14 protein-coding genes are annotated in these 17,216 nt (G+C 69.8%); 4 read left to right on the plus strand and 10 right to left on the minus strand.

Annotation, left to right across the window (positions count from 1 at the left end):
• Positions 1 to 727: 727 nt before the first annotated feature.
• The 6 genes from WME75_RS20225 to WME75_RS20250 form a co-directional block, all read right to left on the minus strand.
• On the minus strand, positions 728 to 1,300 hold the full coding sequence (locus WME75_RS20225) for a hypothetical protein (protein ID WP_437493234.1): 573 nt from the start codon (positions 1,298 to 1,300) through the stop codon (positions 728 to 730).
• A gap of 1,161 nt (positions 1,301 to 2,461) precedes the next feature.
• Complete coding sequence (locus WME75_RS20230) at positions 2,462 to 3,253, minus strand: hypothetical protein (RefSeq protein WP_437493236.1); 792 nt, start codon at positions 3,251 to 3,253, stop codon at positions 2,462 to 2,464.
• Between the two features lie 317 nt (positions 3,254 to 3,570).
• Positions 3,571 to 4,713, minus strand: a complete 1,143-nt coding sequence (locus WME75_RS20235) for a hypothetical protein (protein WP_437493238.1) — start codon at positions 4,711 to 4,713, stop codon at positions 3,571 to 3,573.
• Positions 4,714 to 4,860: 147 nt separating this feature from the next.
• Positions 4,861 to 6,030 carry a hypothetical protein gene (locus WME75_RS20240; RefSeq protein ID WP_437493240.1) on the minus strand — a complete coding sequence of 390 codons (1,170 nt, stop codon included), beginning with the start codon at positions 6,028 to 6,030 and terminating at the stop codon, positions 4,861 to 4,863.
• Complete coding sequence (locus tag WME75_RS20245; protein ID WP_437493241.1) at positions 6,027 to 7,223, minus strand: RNA polymerase sigma factor; 1,197 nt, start codon at positions 7,221 to 7,223, stop codon at positions 6,027 to 6,029. The genes WME75_RS20240 and WME75_RS20245 overlap by 4 nt, the downstream gene beginning before the upstream one ends.
• 186 nt (positions 7,224 to 7,409) lie before the next feature.
• The gene (locus WME75_RS20250) at positions 7,410 to 8,306 is read right to left on the minus strand and encodes a hypothetical protein (RefSeq protein ID WP_437493243.1); all 897 of its coding nucleotides are present in this window, start codon (positions 8,304 to 8,306) and stop codon (positions 7,410 to 7,412) included.
• Positions 8,307 to 8,707: 401 nt separating this feature from the next.
• On the opposite strand from WME75_RS20250, the gene WME75_RS20255 reads away from it, so the two are divergent.
• On the plus strand, positions 8,708 to 9,298 hold the full coding sequence (locus tag WME75_RS20255) for a Uma2 family endonuclease (RefSeq protein WP_437493245.1): 591 nt from the start codon (positions 8,708 to 8,710) through the stop codon (positions 9,296 to 9,298).
• A gap of 57 nt (positions 9,299 to 9,355) precedes the next feature.
• On the opposite strand, the gene WME75_RS20260 is transcribed toward WME75_RS20255, so the two are convergent.
• From WME75_RS20260 to WME75_RS20270, 3 genes are all read right to left on the minus strand, one after another.
• A complete protein-coding gene (locus WME75_RS20260) occupies positions 9,356 to 9,958 on the minus strand; it encodes a Uma2 family endonuclease (RefSeq protein WP_437493247.1) in 603 nt (200 codons plus the stop codon).
• Positions 9,959 to 10,054: 96 nt separating this feature from the next.
• Positions 10,055 to 10,504, minus strand: a complete 450-nt coding sequence (locus WME75_RS20265) for a hypothetical protein (RefSeq protein WP_437493248.1) — start codon at positions 10,502 to 10,504, stop codon at positions 10,055 to 10,057.
• Positions 10,505 to 10,624: 120 nt separating this feature from the next.
• A complete protein-coding gene (locus tag WME75_RS20270) occupies positions 10,625 to 11,824 on the minus strand; it encodes a glycosyltransferase (protein WP_437493250.1) in 1,200 nt (399 codons plus the stop codon).
• Between the two features lie 383 nt (positions 11,825 to 12,207).
• Between WME75_RS20270 and WME75_RS20275 the strand changes: the two genes are divergently transcribed.
• The 3 genes from WME75_RS20275 (at position 12,208) to WME75_RS20285 (ending at position 15,427) form a co-directional block, all read left to right on the plus strand.
• A complete protein-coding gene (locus WME75_RS20275; protein ID WP_437493252.1) occupies positions 12,208 to 13,128 on the plus strand; it encodes a LysR substrate-binding domain-containing protein in 921 nt (306 codons plus the stop codon).
• A 236-nt stretch (positions 13,129 to 13,364) separates the two neighbouring features.
• Entirely contained in the window at positions 13,365 to 14,519 is a 1,155-nt protein-coding gene (locus tag WME75_RS20280; protein ID WP_437493254.1) for a 2Fe-2S iron-sulfur cluster-binding protein, read from the plus strand.
• Positions 14,520 to 14,596: 77 nt separating this feature from the next.
• Positions 14,597 to 15,427: a sterol desaturase family protein gene (locus WME75_RS20285; RefSeq protein ID WP_437494876.1), complete on the plus strand. Its 831-nt coding sequence runs from the start codon at positions 14,597 to 14,599 to the stop codon at positions 15,425 to 15,427.
• A gap of 192 nt (positions 15,428 to 15,619) precedes the next feature.
• Here WME75_RS20285 and WME75_RS20290 read toward each other — a convergent pair whose 3' ends face one another.
• Positions 15,620 to 17,200: a DUF4331 family protein gene (locus WME75_RS20290; protein ID WP_437493256.1), complete on the minus strand. Its 1,581-nt coding sequence runs from the start codon at positions 17,198 to 17,200 to the stop codon at positions 15,620 to 15,622.
• Positions 17,201 to 17,216 lie beyond the last annotated feature (16 nt).

Below are 17,216 nucleotides of genomic sequence, written 5' to 3' on the forward strand. Positions count from 1 at the left end.
CGCGCCCCTGCGCCGCATGCGTCGCAAACTGCGTGCCGCGACGGTGCGCAGGAGCGCGAGCTCGGGTCGAGCAGGCGAGCGGCCGTCGGTGGGTCTCGGCAAACCGCATGCGGCCGCTCGCCGACCGTCCACCGCGCCGGGCTGCACTCCCGAGCAAGCCGGGCTCATGTGACCGGCTCGTCCCCCCATCGGCGTGCGCGCGCCGGTCGCCAGCGCGGCCGGCGCATGGCTCGAGAGCGACTGCACGCATGGCTGACCGCCGTAGCCCGGGCCCGCGGGAGGTGCCTTCGCGGGTCTTCGCGCCTCCTTACGTCCGGGGTGTCCCCTTCGTGTGGTGTGTGGTTGGCATCGATCGATGTCCCGCGTATTCTCAGCGTCCGCTACAATCGTCCAAGCTCAGGCGCGCCATGATACAACCTGCATCGATCCGAAAATTTGTGATGTCGACTCTCCTCGCAACAGGGATCGCCGGCTGCGTTGATACGGGATCGTACCACTGCCTCTACGAGTACACGCACTGGGCCTGCACCTACGAAGTGCAAGTTTCGACGTGCGATTGCTTGCAGGAGGTATGGGAGTTGAGTTGTACGACCGATGCGGAGTCAGCCGCTGACAAGACAGAACCGCTGATTCGAGAGAGGCCGGACATCGAAAGCTATCGGTTGATAAAGTGCGAAGATGTGGGCCATTAGCACGACCGCGGCCACCGGCGCAGCTCCGCCGCGTGCTACGCGAGGCAGCAGAACGTCGACGGCTCGGCCGGCAGCATCTCGCCGATCGACTCGCCGCCGCTCGGGGCGCAGCCGCCCGGATCCACGGCGACGACCTCCGCCGACTTGCTGCCGAGGGCGACGCCGGGCGGCGTGACCCCGCAGAACGGCGTCGTCGAGCTCACGACGGCTGACACGAGCGTCTCCGTGCACGCGCCGTCGCTGAAGACCGAGGCCATGATCGTGCACGACGCGCCCTCCGGCGCCCCGCAGCCGCACTCGGAGCAGCCGCGGGTGTCGTCGGCGCCGCCGAAGAAGATGTGCCTGTCCAGATAAGGGCTCTCGCACGTGACGTCGCCCTCGTGGAAGATGCACGTCAGGAAGCCGCCGGGCGGCGGGACCCCGGGCTCCCCGGGCGATGGCATGCAGGTGCTCCTGTCGTCCGGGCACTCCGTGTAGGCGCCGGGCAGGCAGGCGAGCGCCCGGGTCTGCCACGGATCGAGGCGAGCCGGCGGCGGCGGCTCGTCCACCCGGGGCGTGCAGGCGGCGGTCACCAGCACGGTCGGCGCCTCGACCGAGAGCGACTGCACGCACGGCTGCCCGCCGCAGTCCTGGTCCGCGGGGATCGCGTTCGCCGGTCTTCGCGCCTCCTTACGTCCGCGGTGTCCTCACCCTGTTCGCTCCAATCTTCTCATGCAATTCATCTTGACCGCGGTGAGCCGCATGGCTATCCAGCGCTCGTGTGTGCCATTCGGCATTCGGCTTGATTGTCCGAGCGGACGTGCGCCGTGAAGCGCGCCATCGCCGATCGCCCTCGGCTGCTACTGCTTCCTCTCGGGCTGCTGCCGGTGGCATTGACCCCTGGGAACATCAAGCCCCGTGGTCGAAGCCTGATACAACAAAGGGGAGATCGCGGTTCGATACCCATGGTCGCCGGTTGAAGGCAGGGCTCGGCCACGGTGCGGCCACAACGTCCTGGATAGGCTCGATCAATGTCCCGCGGATTCTCAGCGTCCGCTACAATCATCCAACCTCAGGCGCGCCATGACACAACCTGTATCGATCCGAAATGTTGCGATGTCGATTCTTGTTGTAGCCGGAATCGCCAGCTGCACTGCTCCGGAAGTCCACTCCTGCTACAACTGGGGAGAAACGATCTGGCTTTGCACCTACGAAGTGGAAAGATCGATGTGCGACTGCTCGCTGAATCAAAGGCAGACCGAGTGGGCTTGCGCTACCGACCCAAATACGGCCGCTATCATGACGGACGCTCTAGTTCGAGTCACGCCGGGAATGACGAAATATCGACTGATAACGTGCATGGACACGCATAACTCGCATCCTCAAATGTCGGTACCAAATTTTTCAGCGCTGCCGCTCTGCGATGCCAATCCAGACGACGGCGAATGCGCTAAATGTGCAAAGACGTCATGCTGCGACGAATATGAGGCGTGCTCTGGCGATCCAAATTGCGTTTGCTGGGTCGACTGCCTGGCAAGCGGAAACACCGTCGCTGCCTGCAGCCTGCCAGCCCAATGCGGCAATGTCAACGGTGTCACGACGAGCCTCAGTGCATGCTCGAGCACCCTATGCCCTGAGCAATGCCCTGATCTTGGCCACCTGAGTGACACGTTGATGTCCCTACCGGAGCCGCGTATCGAAGCCGGTGGTGCCCGACCGTAGGATGCACCGAGCACACGAAATTTTTGGATCTCATTTGAGGCATCGTACAGATGCATAGAATCGTCGAATCATCCGAGCGCGCGTCTGTCGCGAGGCTGGGAGGCGAGCTCGCGACCCGACATGATGCGCGCACCTTGATCGGTGCCCTGTCGAAGAGGGTCGCGCTTGACGGTCACGATAGCCTTCAGGCGTTCATCGTGAGGAGTGTGGAGCGAGAGTCCGCAGGGCCGTGGACACGCGCGGTGTTCTTCGCGCAAGCGCTTATTGGTCGCCTGCGAATTGAGGGCCGTGGTGATCTCGCCGATGCGCTCATTTCGTTGCTCAGCGGCGAGTCGCCGGAAATCGATCCCGTGCTCTGGCTGAACGAACCCCACGCGTTCATCGAAATGAATCGCAAGCTGGCTGAAGCGTGCCGCGCCCGCGGTCTCGCGGCGCGCGCGGATGAGTTCGGGCGCCGCATGTGGGTCCACTTTCAAGGCCCGCTCACCCAGCGCCTCCGTGCGGATGGAGCAAAGGACCTTGCGCGGGCCATTAGCACCACGTGCTACGCGATTGAGCATCCAGCGTGGAAGGAGGAGCCGCCCAAGAGAGAGCCCCAAGGCAAAGATCCCCGAAGCCTTGCCGCGTGCCGAGAGCCGCCTCCCGAGATTGCCGCGCTCTTGTCCATGATTGACGCCCTTGTCCATGCGCATCCGGCCGATGTGCTGGCTTACGCGGCAGTGGCGAGGATTCGCGACGAAGGTCGCGAGCCCCTCGCGGCATCGATCATGATGTTCTGGGCGCGCGAGATGGCTGGACCGCTGGTCGATCCCGCGCAGCTCGCGCGCGAGCTTGTCGATGAGCTCCGCGCGTGTGGGCATGATGAGCCGGCGGATTCTATCTCCGCGCTCGTCTCCAGTGCTTCGATTGGGCGTGACCCGTGTGAAATCATGGCGGTTTGGTTGCACGAGCTCGCTGGACCGATGGTCGACCCGAGGCCTCTCGGCATCACGCTGGTCGCTGCCCTCCGCAACGAACGATTCGAAGAAATCGCGAGTCGGGTTGAGGCCTTGCTTGCCACGAGTCCGTGAGCAGGGTTGAGCGCGTCTCCGCGCGGCGGAGCAGGTCGACCGCAGGCGCGGAGAGGCGGCCCGGCGCCAACCACGAAATGGGCCGCCCCGCGCCGGCCAGGTCGAGCCTATGCCAGGCAGCAGAACGTCGATGGCTCGGCCGGCAGCATCTCGCCGACCGGCTCGCCGCCGCTCGGGGCGCAGGCGCCCGGATCCACGGCGACGACCTCCGCCGACTTGCTGCCGAGGGCGACGCCGGGCGGCGTGACCCCGCAGAACGGCGTCGTCGAGCTCACGACGGTTGACACGAGCGTCTCCGTGCACGCGCCGTCGCTGAAGACCGAGGCCATGATCGTGCACGACGCGCCCTCCGGCGCCCCGCAGCCGCACTCGGAGCAGCCGCGGGTGTCGTCGGCGCCGCCGAAGAAGACGTGCCTGTCCAGATAAGGGCTCTCGCACGTGACGTCGCCCTCGTGGAAGATGCACGTCAGGAAGCCGCCGGGCGGCGGGACCCCGGGCTCCCCGGGCGATGGCATGCAGGTGCTCCGGTCGTCCGGGCACTCCGTGTAGGCGCCGGGCAGGCAGGCGAGCGCCCGGGTCTGCCACGGATCGAGGCGAGCCGGCGGCGGCGGCTCGTCCACCCGGGGCGTGCAGGCGGCGGTCACCAGCACGGTCGGCGCCTCGACCGAGAGCGACTGCACGCACGGCTGCCCGCCGCAGTCCTGGTCCGCGGGGATCGCGTTCGCGGCGGTGCAGGCGCCGTCCCAGCCGTCGGGCGCCGAGAAGGCGGTCTCGACGCTGCCGGGGATGTCCCCAGCACACGTGGTCGCGTGCACCGACCAGCCCAGCGGGAGCTCGCACGAGGCCGACGCCGGCGGGTCGCACAGGCAGGCCGCGCAGGCGAGCGGCGCAGGCGCCAGATCGGCGAAGCCCTCGTAGCCGACGTTCGGCGCGGCGGCGGGGCAGTCCGGCGCCTGGTCCGGCGGGCCGTACCAGAGGAGCGCCGGGCCGAACCAGCCGAGCGGCGCCGGTGAGACGCAGTTGCCGGCGCAGGCGCTCTCGTCGCCGCCGCCGGTCCCACCGCCGTCGCCGCCGGCCCCGCCTTCGCCGCCGGCCCCACCCTCGCCGCCTGCACCGCCCTCACCTTCCTCGGGCCACGGGCACCCTGGATTGCCGTACTCCTGAGGTTGACAGGGACCGTAGACGATCGGATCTGGGCCGCAGCCCGTCAACAGGAACAGCGCCACGAACGTGCAGGAGAAGATGCGCATGAGGAACAAACTACCTGAGGTCGCCGCGGGCATACAATGGACACCTTCCGACATCGTATCGTTCACATCAGTCATTGCCGGCTTCTGAGACAAATTATCACCGATTCTTCCATCTCGACGAGAACGCGCCGCCGCGCGGGAGCTCGCTCAGTAGGTAGCCGTGATACCCAGCCCGAGCGCTGCCGCGAGCGGGGCTGAGGACCAGCTGGGGGGTGCAGGAGCTTCGCTCCCGTCGCTCTGACGCCGGAGCAGCGCATCTTCCACGATCCAGGCCGCCTCGGCGTGTCCGTGCACAGACCACCTGTCCGAGAGCGGCCATGCGCTGCCAAGCCGCGCCCCTATCCCGAGCAGGGTCTTGCTGCGTACATGCATGTTCCACGGATCCTGCGGGACGAACCGGACAGCGCCGACCGTCCCGAGCCCGCAGCCGAACATGAAGTGACCGCGAAGGCAGGCCACGGTGGCGACCGTGAAGGCCGTCGTACGGATGTCCATGTCGGCTACCTCCTCCGCCAGCGAGACGAGCCCCCGCCCCTCCACGGCGACCGACCCGTCGGACCAGCGCACGCCGAGGGCCAGGGTCGTTCCGGCCGCGACCCCCGGCGTGATCCCCAGTCCGACGGTCGCCCCGAGCCCCGCCTCGAACCGCAACGGCTCGGGAGGATCCGCCGTCACCTCCTCTCCCGAAGGGATAGGTGGCTCCGGCGCGCCCCGGCCGGACGGCTCCGGCGCCGCGCGCGCCGCCTGCGCAGGCGGCAAAGGCCTCGGCGGACCCTGCGGACCTTCCTGCGCAGGCTCACGCGGCGAAGGTTCACGCGACACCCGCTCCGCCATGCTCAGGAGCCGCGTTGCGATGGCGAGACCCATGCCGGCGACGAGCGCCTCGCAGGCTCTGCTGGTGCTGAACCCATCGGCCCACCCGATCTCCCCCTGGCCGTCGCGCAGCGCCAGCGAGGCCACGAGCTCGGCCCCATGGCGCTCGATCCTGGCCGAGATCAGGAGCGGAGCATCGTCCCGGAACGGGTCGGCGCCCGCCACCCGTGCCACCTCGGCGCGCAGGAACGACGCGTCAGGGCAGTGTTCGGCGCCACGCCCGCGCACGTACTCGAGGCGCGCCGCGCTCGGGCGCAACCCCGGCTCGGCGTGAGCTTCCCCGGCGGAGAGCAGGCACGCGGCGCCCAGAACGGCGGCGCCGGCAAACGCCGCTCGCCGGGCATGGCGGAGAGGCTCCGTGCCACGAAGCGCGGGCCGCGCGCGCTCCGTGCCACGAAGCGCGGGCCGCGCGCGCTGCGCCCGTTCCTCGTGAGGCCGGCTCATCGCGACGGCTCCTCCCTCGCCGCGCCACCGGCCGGACCGGTCCGGCGCATCTGCACGAGCTCCCGGAGCCGCTCGCGCACGGACCTCAGACGGCCGCTCGGGAACCGCTGCTCATGGAGCGCGAGCTGCCGGAGCGCCCCGGCGGAATCGCCGGCGGAGAGCATCGCCTGCGCCGCGTCGAGCACCCGGTATTCCTCGGCGAACGAGTCTCCCCGCGCGGCTGCCGGCGCCGCGGGACGCAGCGCCGCATCGCGCCGGGAGGTCACTTCGGGCGGCGGCGCGCTGGGCGGCGGCGCGCTGGGCGGCGGCGCCGGCCTCTCCCGAGGGGCCATCTCCACGACGCGGGAGAGACGCACCCGGGGCAGCTCGGTCGCCAGCACGCCGAAATGGTCAGCCCAGAGCGGTTGCGGCGGCGCGAACACGATCAGCAAGGCCACGGTGCCTCCAGCGCCCGCCACGCTCCACCCGACCGCGCGTCCCAGCTCTCCCAGCCAGGTGTGCGGGCCCGCGAGGCCCGCTGGCGCAGGAGCGGGCGGCGCGGGCGCAGGCGGCGCGGGCGCAGGCGGCGCGGGCGCGATCGCTCCGGCGTCCTCGTGCACAAGAAACGCCGAAGCCAGCGGGAACCCGAGCCAGCACCCGCGCAGCGCGTCTCGCTGCTCCGGGCGCAGCCGCTGGATGGCAGCGTGGTAGTCCTCGCGGGCGAGGCGCAGCCGGTTGGTCGCCGTGTTGTAGTTGATGCCCAGCTCTCGCGCGATCTCGACGAGCGGCACCTCGTACGCCTCGTGCAGGACCAGGAGGAGCCGCCGCTCCGGGGCCAGCGTCCAGAGCACGTCGATCACGAGCTCCAGCCGCTCCCGCTCCACGGCGCGCTGCTCGCTGAGCGGCGCGGGATCGACCGGCTCGCCGCACGGCGCCGGGAGCAGGCCGCTCGGCACCTCGCGGCGGCGATGGGCGCGGTCCAGGTAATGGCTCACCTTCCGCCACGCGATCCCGAACACCCACCGCGCCTCGGCGCTGCGGTGCTGGCGCCAGGCGTCCCGGCCCGCGGGATCGGCATCGTCCTGGGGCGGGCACCAGGTGGGGTCGAATCGATCCAGGGACCGGTAGGCAGCGAGGAGGACCTCCTGGAGGAGGTCGTCGATGTCGGCCTCGGCCACGCCCATCAGACGGAACGCGCCAGGGAGCGCTTCCACTGCGGCTGTATGAAGGGCGTTCCAGGTGCGTTCGCGGGAGGTGCCGGCGGGGGGCGAGAGAGATGCGCTCATATCCCCTTGATTACGGGGGGCTCTCCGGACCCGTTTGTGTTCGCCGTGGCTGCACGCGGGCAGCGCCGATGCGCGCGCGCGTAGCCCGCCGCGCGGCGGGCTACGCGCCGCGGCTCACGGAGACGGCGCGATGGCGGGCTGGGCCGGCTGGGCGACGGCGCCGCCGCTCTCGTCCGCGCCCGGGTCGTCGCCGCCGCTCTCCTCGGCCTCGACCTCCGCGGCCACGTCCGCGGCGGCGGAGCGCGACAGGCGCGACTGGAGCTTCGGGGTCACCTCCTCGAACGCTTCGCCGTGGAAGTAGTACGCGATCTTGCGCAGATCCGCGTAACGCCGGACCAGGAGGGTCCAGAGCCGATCGCGCATCTTCTCGGCCTCGCTGCGCTGCCTGGCGACGGGGCGGCGGGCGCCGTCGGGGGTGAGGGTGTCGAGCAGCCACTCGCTCGCCTCCCGCAGCTGGTCGAGCTCCTCCTGCGTGAAGGGGTGCTTTCCGCGGAGCGCGCCCGCGTGCTCCACGTACAGGTGGGCCAGCGCCATCCCGTCGCTGGCCAGGTCGTACTTGCCGCTGCCGGCCCGGATCTCGGCCACCACGTCCTTCGGCAGGAGCGCCCGCTTCGCCAGCGTCTCGGCGAGCGTGAGCATCGGCTCGCGCAGCTCGGTCACGATGACCAGCTTCGCCTCGATCTCGCCGGAGCTCGCCGGCTTCGCCGCGACGCGCGTGGCGGCGAAGACAAGGGCCCGGCCGAGGTCCGGCAGCGCGAGCACGTCATCGAGCCGCAGCTCCGGCAGCGCTCGCCGGATGCGCGCCGGATCCGCGCACGCGGCCTGGACACCGCGCTTCACGTTGGCGAAGGCGATGCGCACGTCCGCCCGACAGACCTCGATCTCCCGCTCGGGGAGCTCCGCGGCCAGCGGGGCATAGCGCTTGTAGCAAGCGTGGTAGGTCGTTGTTGCCGTGGGAGCCGCCTTGGGCGCCTTCCCGGTGGGTTCTTTGTGGGTCTTGGCTTTGGCCATCTTGGGAGCGTAGATCCAGGCGAGCGCGGCCGTGAGGCTACATCGCCGTCGGATGTGTGCTCTGAGGAGCGCAAGATCTCGACGCGACGACGCGACGGCGCGACGGCGCGACGGGGGGCGGGCCGGGGATCCGAGGTGCAACGCCTCGCCGGGAGCCCGGAGCGGGTACGTCGGTGGTCACATAGTGTCATTTCGCAGGCAGATCTGTAAACGGCGGGACACACGTAGTGTCATTTCGCAGGGCCTGCTGAGAATACCGGTGGTCACGTAGTGTCATTTCGCAGGCAGATCTGTAAACGGCGGGGCACACGTAGTGTCACCCGGCGCGGGGCCCCGGCCGGCTCCGGCCCTGGCCTGCTCCTCGCCTTGCCCAGCCGCGCGCCCCCGGGCAGGCTACGCACATGGGTCAGCCCGCCGAAAAGCAGCGCCGCGCCACGTACGCCGACCTCGAAGCCGTCCCGCCGAACAAGGTGGCGGAGCTCGTCCGCGGTACCCTGCACGTGTTCCCTCGGCCGGCGCCGCGACATGCACGGGCGTCGTCCAGGCTCGGGGGGAAGCTGTCCGGCCCCTTCGATCTGGGCGAGGGCGGACCTGGCGGCTGGCACATCCCGGACGAGCCCGAGCTCCACTTCCCCGATCCCGAGGCGCCCGGCGAGATCGACGCGCTCGTGCCCGACCTTGCGGGCTGGCGCGTCGAGCGCATGCCGGAGCTGCCCGACACGGCCTACTTCGCCCTCGCCCCGGACTGGGTCTGCGAGGTCCTGAGCGCTTCGACGGAGGACGTCGACCGCGACGAGAAGATGCCAATCTACGCGCGCGAGGGCGTGCGGTACGCGTGGCTGGTCGATCCCATGAAGCACACGCTCGAGGTCTACGTGCTCGGCGAGGATCGTCGCTGGGGGCCCGCGGTGGTCCACCGCGACGCCGCGCGCGTGCGCGTCGCGCCCTTCGAGGCCATCGAGCTCGACCTCTCGGTGCTCTGGGCGAAGTAGCTGGCCGCCGCGCTGGCGAGGACGGCCGCGACGCTCTGTGCCTCGAGGCCCCCTAGCCTAGGCGAGGGTGGGCTCCTCCTGGGTCGCGACCTCGGCGAGCGGATCTCGGTACACCTCGTCGATCGACAGGGTGCACCCGATCGTCTCCAGATGCGCGCCCTCTCCTGCGCGGGCCTCCCGGAGCGTCCACGAGTCATCCTCGTTGCGGTGGAACACCTCGATGCGCGGTTCGTGCTGCGAGACGAGCGCGTACTCCCGGAGCGAAGGGATCCGCCGGTAGTGCGCGAACTTCTGCCCCCGATCGTAGGCCTCCGAGCTGTCGGAGAGGACCTCGACCAGAACGATCGGGTTGAGCGCGGCGTCCTTGTCGACAGCATCGCGCTCGAGCTTGCCGCAGACAACGCTGACGTCAGGGTACGTGGAGAGCCCGGTCGCCTGCACCCGGACGCGCAGGTCGGAGGAGTAGACCGCGCAGGGCCGCCCGCGGAGATGCGCCCGTAGCTCGGCGCTGACGCTCACGCACAGGCGCGCATGCTCCGGCGTTCCGCCGGCCATCGCGAAGATCTCGCCGTTCAGGAACTCGTGCTTCGTCGGGCTCGCCCGCTCCTGATCGAGGTACTCGGCATACGTCCAGAGAATCTTGCGCGCCGGCTCGTTCATGGTCCTGCCGAGTATGCCACGCGGGCTCCTCCAGGAGCCAACGATGCCCGTGAGCCTCCTCCAACCGGCGGGTCGTCACGCAGGCCCCCGGCCAGCTTACTTCGGCTGCGTGGCCCGCAGCGCCTGCTGCTCCTCCTGCTGCTTGCGATACGCCTCGATCACGGCGTAGCCCGCCGCCGCGGCGGCCGACACGCGGCCCTGGGGCGGCGCGGCCGGCACGGCCGGCGGGGGCGGCACCGCCGGCGAGTGCGGCGCGGCCGGCGGGGGCGGCGCGGCCGGCGGGGGCGGCGCGGCCGGCGGGGGCGGCGCGGGGGATGGGCCGGCCGGCGCCTGAACCGGCTCGCACACGCAGCCCGCCACACCGCGGTCCACGAGCACGAAGGCGGACATCCTCATCCCGAGCTCGTAACAGGAGCTGGCGCAGTGGGTCGGACCGCGCTCCGCGGCCTGGAGCTCGGCTGCCGTCTGATACCCGCGGTTGCAGCCGCCCAGCGCGAGCGCCGCAACCGCCACGAAAGTGAACATGAACGCCGATCGGTGGGCCATCAACGGCGGACTACTGGGGTGCTCGCGAGCCGTCAACGGGCCGGCGTGCGGCCGTGGGGGCCGGACGATCGACCGCTGTCGCGCGCCCGATGAGCCGCGCGCGGCAACCCCCCCCGGAGGTTACGCGGAGGCCCGCTCGATGAGGTCGGCGGCGACGGCCGTGCCATCCACCGCCACGGCGCCGGCGAGCGCGGCCGCGCGAGCAACGACCCCCTGATCGAGGGCGCCCCCCAAAGCGGCCAGGAGGGACTCCGCGCTCAGCGCTCCACGAGCCACGGACGTCCCGATCCCGAGCGCCCGGACGCGCGAGGCCCAATAGGGCTGATCGGCGAACATCGGGACGATCACCTGCGGGACGCCCGCGCGCGCCGCGGTCGTGGTCGTACCCGCCCCGCCGTGGTGCACAACCGCGGCGACCCTCGGGAACAGCGCCTGCTGGTTGACGTCGCCGATCACAATGCAGTCGGGGGCGTCGTCGACCCGACCGAGCTCGGCCCACCCCTGCGACAGGACGAGGCGGCGCCCCGCAGCCCGCACGGCCTCGATGACGATGCGGCCAGTCTGCGGGTCCGCAGGCATGCTGCCGAAGCCGACGTAGACAGGCGCCTCGCCGGCGGCGAGGAACGCTTCCAGCTCGGGTACGAGCGGCGTCTGATCGGGAAGGAGCCAGGCTCCCGTCTGCGTGGGCTTCAGGCCGGGAGTCGCCGGCAGCGGCCCGAGGACCGGGTCCGCCGCGAGCCACGGAGCCTCGCCCAGGATGTGGCCGCAAGCATCGCTCAGCGGACCCAGGCCCCGTCGCTTCCGATTGTCGTTGAGCCGCTCGAGAATGCGCTCGTTCCAGCTCCGCGATTCGTCCTGCCAGCGCCGGAGGTTGGACTCCGGGTCACCCCCGGGCTCCCCGCTGGGCGCATGATCCGGCGACGGCAGGGCCACCGGCGCATACACGGCGACCACGGACGGGATGCCCAGCCGCTCCGCGATCGACCGTGCGGCGTACTGGTGCTCTCCGCCGGCCACGATCACGTCACATCCCTCGGCGGCCAACGCGGTCGCGTCGAACTGGTCTCTCACGAGGTGCTCGACCAGGGCGCGGATCTGCTCCGGCGTCGGCAGGGAGGCCTGCGCGGCGGCGGCCCCGCTCGGTTGACGCATCGCGATTCCGATCGGGGCCGCCGTGAAGCCCAAGCCGCCCACCCAGTCAATGAAGTTCGGCGGAACGCACAGCCTCACGTCGTGCCCCCGACGCCGCATCTCGGCGGCCAAGGCAACTACAGGTTGCACGTCACCGCGCGTCCCCACCCCCGTCAGCAATATCCGCATCGTCTCTCTCCCTTCCACCACGCGCGTCGCGTGGATGTCGGACGACGACGATGGCACCGCGGATGCGATTTTTCATCGGAGCAGCGCCAGATTAGGTTATACATGCTGGAACGGCAGGCGGGGCGAGAGCGCCAATACCGCGCATCATCCGTTCAGGCCCAAAGGGCAGGAGGCGCGCCGCTATCGCGACGGCCTGGCGTCACGCAGGCCACCCGCAAACGCACCTCGGCTGCGTGGCCCGTCCTGCCCGGGGACGCGCCGCCGTGGCCGGCTCGCTGGCCAGCGCGCCGAGCCGTGCGGTCGACCTCAAAGGGGCGCGCGCGGAGGAGCTCGCCCCCGCGGGCCGAGCGCGGCACGTGGGGGGGCTGCGCTACCCTCTCCGCATGAGCGCACCGCCGCTTCCTCGCCTGCGCGCCGTGGACCTGAATCTGCTGACCGTGCTCGACGTCATGATCCTCGAGCGCAACGTGACGCGCGCAGCCGAGCGCCTCGGCATGACCCAGCCCGCCGTGAGCAGCGCGCTGGCCCGGCTGCGGCTCCTGCTCGACGACGATCTCTTCGTGCGTTGCGGCAAGGAGATGGCTCCGACGCCGCGCGCCCTCTCGCTCGCCGGCCCGATCCGGAAGGCGCTCGACCTGATCCAGGCCTCGCTCGCTCAGACTGACGCCTTCGACTACACCGCGAGCCACACCTTCACGCTGGGGATCGGCGACCTCGGAGAGGCCGTTCTCTTGCCCCGGTTTCTGCGGTGGCTCGAGCAGCTCGGCGCTCGCGTCCGGATCGAGATCTGCCGCGAGCCTGGGGCCTTGCTGCAGAATGAAATGCGGCTCGGCAAGGTCGAGCTCGTCCTGGATCATGTCGTCATCCCGGGCGAGGGGTTCCGGCGAGAGCGCGTGCTCGACATCGAGCTCGTCCCGCTGGTGCGCCAGGATCATCCGACCGTGGGGCCCTCGTTGACCGTCGACGAGTACATGGCGCTCGAGCACGTCATCCTCGAGCCGCGCGAGGGCCAGACCGACCTGGCAGAGCATACCCAGGCCGTCGTGGGGCTATCGCGGCGCGTGCAGGTGCAGGTCCCCCATTATCTATCGATGCCGTTCATCGTCTCGCAGTCGAACCTCGTCTGCACGCTGCCGCTCCCCCTGGCACGGCTGTTCGAGCAGCACTTCCCCGTCCGGGTGGTGAGCTGTCCTCTGCCCATCCACCCGATCCCGCTGTTCATGATGTGGCACGTATCTCAGGAGGCCGACCGGGCCCATCAGTGGCTCCGGCGATCGCTCATCGATCTCTGCAGCCGCCTCTGACCTGTCCTCGGCGGGCGGGCTGATTCAGGAGGAGGCGCGCGACCCCGGATTCAGCGGAGTATTCGCGCTGGTCATCTGACTCATACCGTTTCTTGATTGGGCTTTCCGTGGGTCGCCGCCCATGAAATCCGCGCGCTCAGGGCTGCACCAGCGAGGGGCGGCCCAGCGAAGAGCGACCCGAGCTCGCGGCCAGGCGCCGCGGACCTGGGTGGCCATCCACAGAAAGAGAACACATCATGTTCGGATTTTCATCTGTCCGCCGGAAGGGCGGTCGAGGCGGGACGCTTCATGTCCTGGGCAGCGAGCGCGCGGCGACCATCGAGCCCGGAGAGACGCTGCTCAGCGCAGCCGCGCGCGCGAATATCCCGTTCCCCCGGATGTGCAACGTGGGCGAGTGCGGCACTTGCAAGTGCCGGCTCACCAATGGGCATGTCCGCCTCAAAAAGGATATCTCTCGCCACGTCACGCCCGAGGAGCTCTCCGCCGGCTTCGTCCTCGCCTGCCAGAGCCTGGCCGAGTCGGAGGACGTGGCGGTCGAGGTCCCGGGCATCGGCCGCGAGCGCTCGGCGGGGCCTGCGCCGGTGCAGCCGGTGCAGGCGGACGCGAGCATCACGCGCGTGACGCCGCTCGCGCCCGGCATCCTCGCGATCGAGGTCGGCCTCGCCGCGGAGATCCGCTACGTGGCCGGGCAGTATGCGCAGCTCACAGCGCCCGGCGTCCCGGGGCTTGGCGAGCCGCGCTGCTACTCGTTCGCCGAGGCACCGGCCCGGGCCTCGCCGCGAAGAGCGCTCTTTCATATCCGCCACGTCCCGGGCGGCGCCTTCACCGACTGGCTCTTCGCCGCCGATCGCACGGGCTCGCGCCTCGGCTTCTCGGGGCCCCACGGCGGCTTCCGCTACCACGAGGCCGGGCGGTCGCTCCTTTGTGTGGCAGGAGGCACTGGCCTCTCGCCGATCAGCGCGATCCTCGAGCAAGGGATCTCGGACGGGCTCGCTCGCGACGTGACGCTGGTCGTCGGCGCGCGCACCCGGCAGGACCTCTACGCGCTCGACGCCATCGCCTCGATCGAGGCGCGATGGCGAGGGCGGTTCGCCTTCGTGCCCGTGCTCTCGCGAGAGCCCGAAGGCTCGAGCTGGACAGGGCGGAAGGGGCACGTCTCGGACTACCTCCGTGAGGTCGCCGTGGCCCACGCCGATCGCGCGGCCTACCTGTGCGGGCCGCCCGGGATGATCGACGGCGCGCTCGACGTGCTGCGCGGCACGATCCCGCCGGACCACGTGCATTGCGACAAGTTCCTGGACCGTGGCTCGATCGCCCTCGCCACCTCGGCGGGGGCACGAGCCCGGACACGACGCGCGGAAGGAGAGGCATCATGCTCGGAAATGCTCTGATCGCCCTCGCTCTCATCGCGATCTTCGCCGCCCTGGAGACCGCGTTCGGCCTGTACCGGCGCCCCGGCGTGCTCACCATGCGGGAGCTGGGCGCGAGCCTCGTGAGCCTCGGTAACTTCCTGCTGGTACGCGGCGCCTCCTTCGCCGCCTTGATCTGGGCGTTCAAGGCGCTCTGGCCGCGCTCGGAGGGGGCGCTCGCGGGCGTGAGCTTCTGGCTCGCCTTCCCGATCTACGTGCTCGCCGACGAGTACGCGGTGTACTGGTTCCACCGCAAGAGCCATGAATGGCCGTGGCTGTGGCGTATCCACAAACCGCACCACGTCCCGCGCAACATGAATATCGGCGTCGGTTACCGGCAAAACTGGCTGTGGCATGTGCTGGTGCCGGGCGCGTGGCTGGGCCCGGCCGTCATCTGGCTCGGCCAGCCTGGTGCCTACGCGGCTGGATTGGCCTTCAGGACTCTGATGGTGTTGATGGAGCACTCCGATCTCCGCTGGGATCTGCCGCTTCAGCGCAACCGCTTCACACGTCCTTTCATGTGGGTGATCGAGCGCGTCATCTCGCTGCCCGACACCCACCACGCCCACCACGGCGTCGGCCGCTACGGCAATGCCATGAAGAACTATGGCGTCGCCCTCATCTGCTTCGATGTGATCCATGGCACGCTCATGATCCCGCACGCTCGGCAGGAGGGCTTCGGGCTGCCCGACGACGCACCGGCCGAGCCCTGGGCTGAGCAGCTCTTCTGGCCGTTCGTGCGCTCGACGAGCTCGACGAGCTCGACGAGCTCGACGAAGAAGGTGGCGGCTCGTCGCCCGTCGATCGAGCCCACGCCGCCGGCGGCCGCGCTCGCCGCGGCAAAGGCGGTGATTTACACCGCCGATGGCCGCGCTGTCGTGGTGAGCTGAGCCGTGTTACCAAGCACCGTTGTTGATGCCGATGGTGCGCTTGGGCGCTACCCGACTCCGACAGAGCGAGCGGCGTCCTGCTCGTCTCGATCGTCGCGATCGAACAATCTCGGATTTGCCACGGCGCAGCTCGTGGACGGCCCCGTCGATCCGGCCGATTGGTCCGCTCAGCTCGGGAGACGATAAATGGCTTTATTGGAGCACGCCGAAACGCGTCTTCAAGCCTTCGAGGCCCCTGGAGATGATGGTATCGACCGTTGCGCCTATGAACGGGGTACCCGCGCCCTTGAGCCGATAGCTCACCCGCCACTCCACCGTGCAACCCGCGCCCCTGTCCCTGACCTGGATGACCCCCGTGTAGTCCGAGGCTGGCAACCCGCTCACCATCGTGTACCGCATGAGCCGCCGGGCGTCGTCGAGCTCCTCTAGCCGTTCGACGACTTCAGACCCGTCCGACATGAAGCTCTTCCGCAGCTGGCCGACCCCTCTCCCGACCGTCTCCAGCCGCACGACCATCGGGTGCCAGTCCATCAGCCCGTCGAAGCGCCCGATCACCTTCCAGACTTCCTTGCTGCCGGCGGCGAGGTCGACTGCGCGGGTGATCTCGATCGGCGTCACGTTGGGCGGCTGCACGTAGGGGAACGTCTTGCCCCCCGGCTGCGTGGCGCCCTTTGCCCCGCCGCGGAGCATGGGCCCTCTGCCACGGTTGACCTCGTACGAGATGAAGATGTTCATGATATTGGCGTCGAGCGTCCTGCCCCCGCCCGTGGCGTACTTCTTCCCCTCGAGCGTGCTGTGCTCGATCTCTCGATGGCTGTCGTCGGTGGTCGGCCTGGTCACGTCAATCAGGAGGAAATCGTCCAGGAGCACGTTCACCAGGGCCCTGCGCCCGGCCTCTGTCCAATCGACCTTGCCGTCCCGCCTGTCCCAGAGATCGAGCGAGAGGAGCAGGCGATCTCTGTAGAGCGGCAGGCGCTTCGGGTCGACCGCGAACGGATCCTCCTGATTCCACAGGTCCCGCAGGTCGATCTCGCCATCGACGAACATGTGGAGGTTGGTCACCTCGGGCCGTCCGACCCGGTCGATCCGCGGGACGTCGCTCGTGAACCCCCCCCCTGCGGCGCCGGGCGTTGTCTCTGCGATGACCCCGAACAGCGATCCCTTGCGCGGCTCGAGCACCTTGGTCGTGTCGAGCTCGATGACGATGCTCAGGACGTTGTTGTCCTGGAGGGCGTTGGGGATGGCCTTCGGTATCGCGTCGCGGGGCGGGTGCCCCCAGCCGGAAAAGAAGGGGTCCGACCGCAGCCCGGCGAAGATACGGAAGGCGCCATCGGGCGTGGCAGCGCCTCGCGCGTCGCCGACGACCAGCGGCAAGGTCCTCCCGCCAGGCAACGTGCACGCCCCCCTTTGGCGCGGCTTGCCGCCGCTCGTTGAGGCTTCGAGCGGTTCGAACTTGCAGGTGAACTTCAGCTCCTCCTTGGCGGCCTGAAAGCGGGCTTCGTTCCCCGAGCCGGCGACATGGACGCGGCGCATCGCGATGATGTAGTTCACGGCGTCGGAGAAGAACGCGGAGTCGCCCGCGAACGGGAACACGTTGGCGATGAGCACCGTGCGGTCGGTCCGCTCCGGGCTCTGAAAAGCGTACAGATCATTCAGGTCTGCCGCCGGATCTCCCATGGAGCGCGGCCCGTCGATGTGATCCGACGCGATGGCCGGAAGACCGCCGATGGGACCGAGAACAAGGATCCCGACCAGGAGACGGAGGAGCTGCATGACCGTATTCCCCCGG

The organism is Sorangium sp. So ce1014 (assembly GCF_051521505.1).
Classification (GTDB): Bacteria; Myxococcota_A; Polyangia; order Polyangiales; family Polyangiaceae; genus Sorangium.